The organism is Brevibacillus sp. MCWH, from assembly GCF_013096935.1.
GTDB lineage: Bacteria > Bacillota > Bacilli > Brevibacillales > Brevibacillaceae > Brevibacillus > Brevibacillus aydinogluensis.
The window spans coordinates 1-252 of the sequence record NZ_SDLF01000268.1; the positions used below are offsets into that span (position 1 = coordinate 1).

Genomic DNA, 252 nt, shown 5'->3' on the forward strand with positions numbered 1-252 from the left:
AAGAACTTCTCCAAGTCGATGTCGACCACATACCGGAATCCTTCGTTGATGTACTGTTGTGCTTTCCGCACAGCACTGTGAGCACGGCGGCCTGGACGGAACCCGAAGCTGGAGTCGGAGAACTCTGTGAAGATCAACGTTAAAATCCCCAATATAATCGGTTGAAAATTCCCCACTTTCATCGCAAACTCTCTCCTTGGAGGAGAGAGGAATCATGATAAAGAATGGGGAGTTTTACATGATTCACGAAAT

Annotated in this window: 1 pseudogene; it reads right to left on the reverse strand. The window is 46.8% G+C overall.

The features are described 5' to 3' along the window. Nucleotides 1-182, reverse strand: a pseudogene (locus tag ETC00_RS20565) (group II intron reverse transcriptase/maturase); the annotation flags it as partial. Between the last annotated feature and the right edge of the window lie 70 nt (nt 183-252).